This window comes from Streptomyces sp. SM1, from assembly GCF_002910825.1.
In the GTDB taxonomy this organism is placed as follows: Bacteria; Actinomycetota; Actinomycetes; order Streptomycetales; family Streptomycetaceae; genus Streptomyces; species Streptomyces okerensis.
The window spans coordinates 1-2,897 of record NZ_NEUB01000551.1; the positions used below are offsets into that span (position 1 = coordinate 1).

A 2,897-nucleotide genomic window follows, 5' to 3' on the forward strand; every position below is an offset into this window, starting at 1 on the left:
CCGGAGCACCCGGCTCCACCCGCAGCAGCGGCCAGTCGGCGAGGTCCCGCAGCAGCTGCCGGTCGTGCGTCGTGACGACGACGGCGGCCCGCGTGGCGCGGATCGCGTCGGTCAGTTCGTCGACCAGCCGGGCCGACAGGTGGTTGGTCGGTTCGTCGAACAGGACCAGGGTGGGCCGCCCGGACAGCGCAAGCGCCAGGTCGAGGCGCCGCCGCTGTCCCTGCGACATGCGCCCCACCGGCGTACGCGCCGCCTCGGAGTCGAGCAGCCCGAGCGCCGCGAGCGGCACGGTGTCCGTACGGTGCGGCATCCCGCCGGCCGTCAGCCGGCCCACATGCCGCTCGTACACCTCCCGGGCGGTGAGCAGGGGGTCGTGCCCGGAGGTCTCCTGGCCGACGTGGACGGTCCGTGCCCCGTCAGCCGTCCGCACGTACCCGTCCGTCGGCCGGAGCGAACCGCCCAGCACCGCGAGCAGCGCGGACTTCCCGGCGCCGTTCGGTCCGGTGACGAGGAGCCGGTCGCCGCCGTCGAGCGTGAGGCCGACCGGACCGGCCAGCCGCCCGGCCACGGCGACACCGTGCGCCCGCAACTGCGGCGTACCCGGCCGTACATCCGGTTCCGGCCAGCGCAGCGACGCCGGCGGCTCGGGCACGTCGATCCGGTGCGCCAGCAGTGCCTCCCGCTGCCGGTTCAGAGCCTGTACGGCGCCCGGTGCCCGGGACTGGCGCTGGTGCTTGCCGGTCCCCTTGTCCGGCCGCCAGCCGGTGGAGAGCCGGTCACGGGCCTGCGACACCGCGTCCCGCAGCCGCAGGTGCTCGGCCTGCTGCTGCTCGTGGTCCTGCTCCCAGCGTTCCCGCTCACGACGCCGGGCGTCCTGCCAGGCGTCGTACCCGCCGGCGTACAGGCGCGCCGTTCCCTCACGGGCCGGGCCGAGGTCGACGAACCGCTCGGCGACGTCGCGCAGCAGCGCCCGGTCGTGGCTGACGACGGCGAGGCCACCGTGGTGCTCGCGCAGCCCCCGGGTGAGGAAGTCCAGCCCGCCGGCGTCGAGATGGTTGGTCGGTTCGTCGAGCAGCAGGACGTCGTGCCGGGCGCCGAGCAGACAGGCCAGCCGGACCCGGTGGCGCTGCCCGACCGAGAGCGTCGACAGCGGGCGGCCGCGGTCGGTACAGGCGCCGAGGGCGTCGAGGGCGACGTCGACCCGGCGTTCGGCGTCCCAGGCGTCCAGGCGGGTGGCGGCGTCGAGTGCGGCGGCGTAGCGCTCGCCGGCCGTGGGATCGCCCCCGGCCAGGTCGAGGGCCGCCGCCTCCAGCGCGCCGAGTGCCGCGTGCGAGGCCTCCAGCGCGGCGGATGTCAGGGTGCCGACGGTCTCGCCGTCGCGCGCGGACAGTTCCTGCCGGGCCAGGCCGACCGTGCCGGTCCGACGGACGGAGCCCTCTTCGGGCGTGATCAGTCCGGCGAGGACATGCAGCAGTGTCGTCTTTCCCCGGCCGTTCTCGCCCACGACGGCGATCCGCGAACGGGCCGAGACGGTGACCGAGAGGCCGTTCAGGACGCGCCGGGACCCACGGGTCACGGTGATGTTCTCGGCGCGGACGTGCGCGCTGCCGCCTGCCTCGACGGGCAGCGGCACGGCTTCGGGGGTGAGGTCGGGATTCAACGGGTGCTCCGCAGCTCGCAGGTGAGCCGGGCAGCAGAGAGGGCCGCCCGGCGGGAACCGGGACGGCGTGCGCGGATTCAGCAGGAAGGGCGCCGCCGTCAGCGGGCGGAGCGGACCCTCTGCGACCAGATGCCTCGTGCCATGCGCGCAGGCTAACAAGGCCCGCGCACCAGGTGCATCCGTATTACGGGCCGCCGACGGCCGTGGGCGGTTCGGGCGGGCAGCAGAATGACGGCCATGGTCTCCCCGCTCAGCACGCGCGACAGCATCAGGAACGATCCGATACGCAGGCGCCTCGCCGCGGCCACGGCGGTGCCGGCCGTCATCGGCGCGGGGCTGGGCCTCAGGGCCGTCGCGACGGGGGACGTGGCCAAGTACGGCGGGGACGCCCTGTACACCCTGCTGATGCTCGTCCTCGTCGTCCTGGCCGCACCGCGCGTGACGCCCGCACGGGCCGCCGGAGGGCGCTGGCCGTCAGCTGGGGCGTCGAGCTCCTGCAGCTCACCGGGCTGCCGTCGGAGCTCGCACGGCACAGCGCCTTCGCCCGTCTGGTCCTCGGTTCCACGTTCAACGCGCCCGACCTGCTCTGGTACGCGGTCGGTGCGGCAGCCGGCTGGCTCGTACTGAGGGCATGCGCTGCGCCGCGGCCGGACTCACCACTTGCCGAACCTATCGAGTTTCGATAGTTTCCCATCGTCATTCGATCGAAGCGCTTCGTCTTCGGTGAGCACCTGAACCCGACCCACGCCACACCACGCGCCCACACCCATGCGTCCGCGGCGCGCCCCCCGACGGCCCCAGGCCACCGGCCCAAGGAGCACAGCCATGCCCGCAGCAGCCCGTACGACAGCCCACCACCTCACCGGCACGGTCGCCACCGACGTCCTGGTGGTCGGCGCGGGTCTGGCCGGCCTGCATGTCGCCACACTCCTCGCCCGCCAGGGCCACGACGTGCTCCTCGACGACCGGCGAACCACCCTGACCGCGGCGATCCACACCACGGGGATCTTCGTGCGCAAGACACTCGACGACTTCCCGCTGCCCGTCGAACACCTCGGGCCCCCGATCCGCCGCGTCCTGCTCTACCCGCCGGGCACGCGCCGTCCCGTCGGCCTCGTCAGCGACCGCGACGAGTACCGGGTGGGCGGACACGCTGGCGCACTACAGCGGCGCCGGTCTGCGCGCCGCGTTCCGAGGGCGGCTCTCACTGCGCAGAGGGCTGTCCCAGGTACGGACG

The 2,897-nt window shown here is 74.4% G+C and carries 2 protein-coding genes and 1 pseudogene; 2 read left to right on the forward strand and 1 reads right to left on the reverse strand.

Translation table 11 applies throughout. The features are described from left to right. A partial coding sequence (locus tag B9S61_RS13540) for an ABC-F family ATP-binding cassette domain-containing protein (protein ID WP_103542484.1) occupies nucleotides 1–1,660 on the reverse strand: 1,660 nt, incomplete at its 3' end. 237 nt (nucleotides 1,661–1,897) lie between these two features. On the opposite strand from B9S61_RS13540, the pseudogene B9S61_RS13545 reads away from it, so the two are divergent. Then, nucleotides 1,898–2,346: pseudogene (locus tag B9S61_RS13545) on the forward strand (DUF2809 domain-containing protein). A gap of 139 nt (nucleotides 2,347–2,485) precedes the next feature. After that, the coding region (locus B9S61_RS13550; RefSeq protein WP_146064826.1) for an FAD-dependent oxidoreductase at nucleotides 2,486–2,897 on the forward strand (412 nt) is incomplete at its 3' end.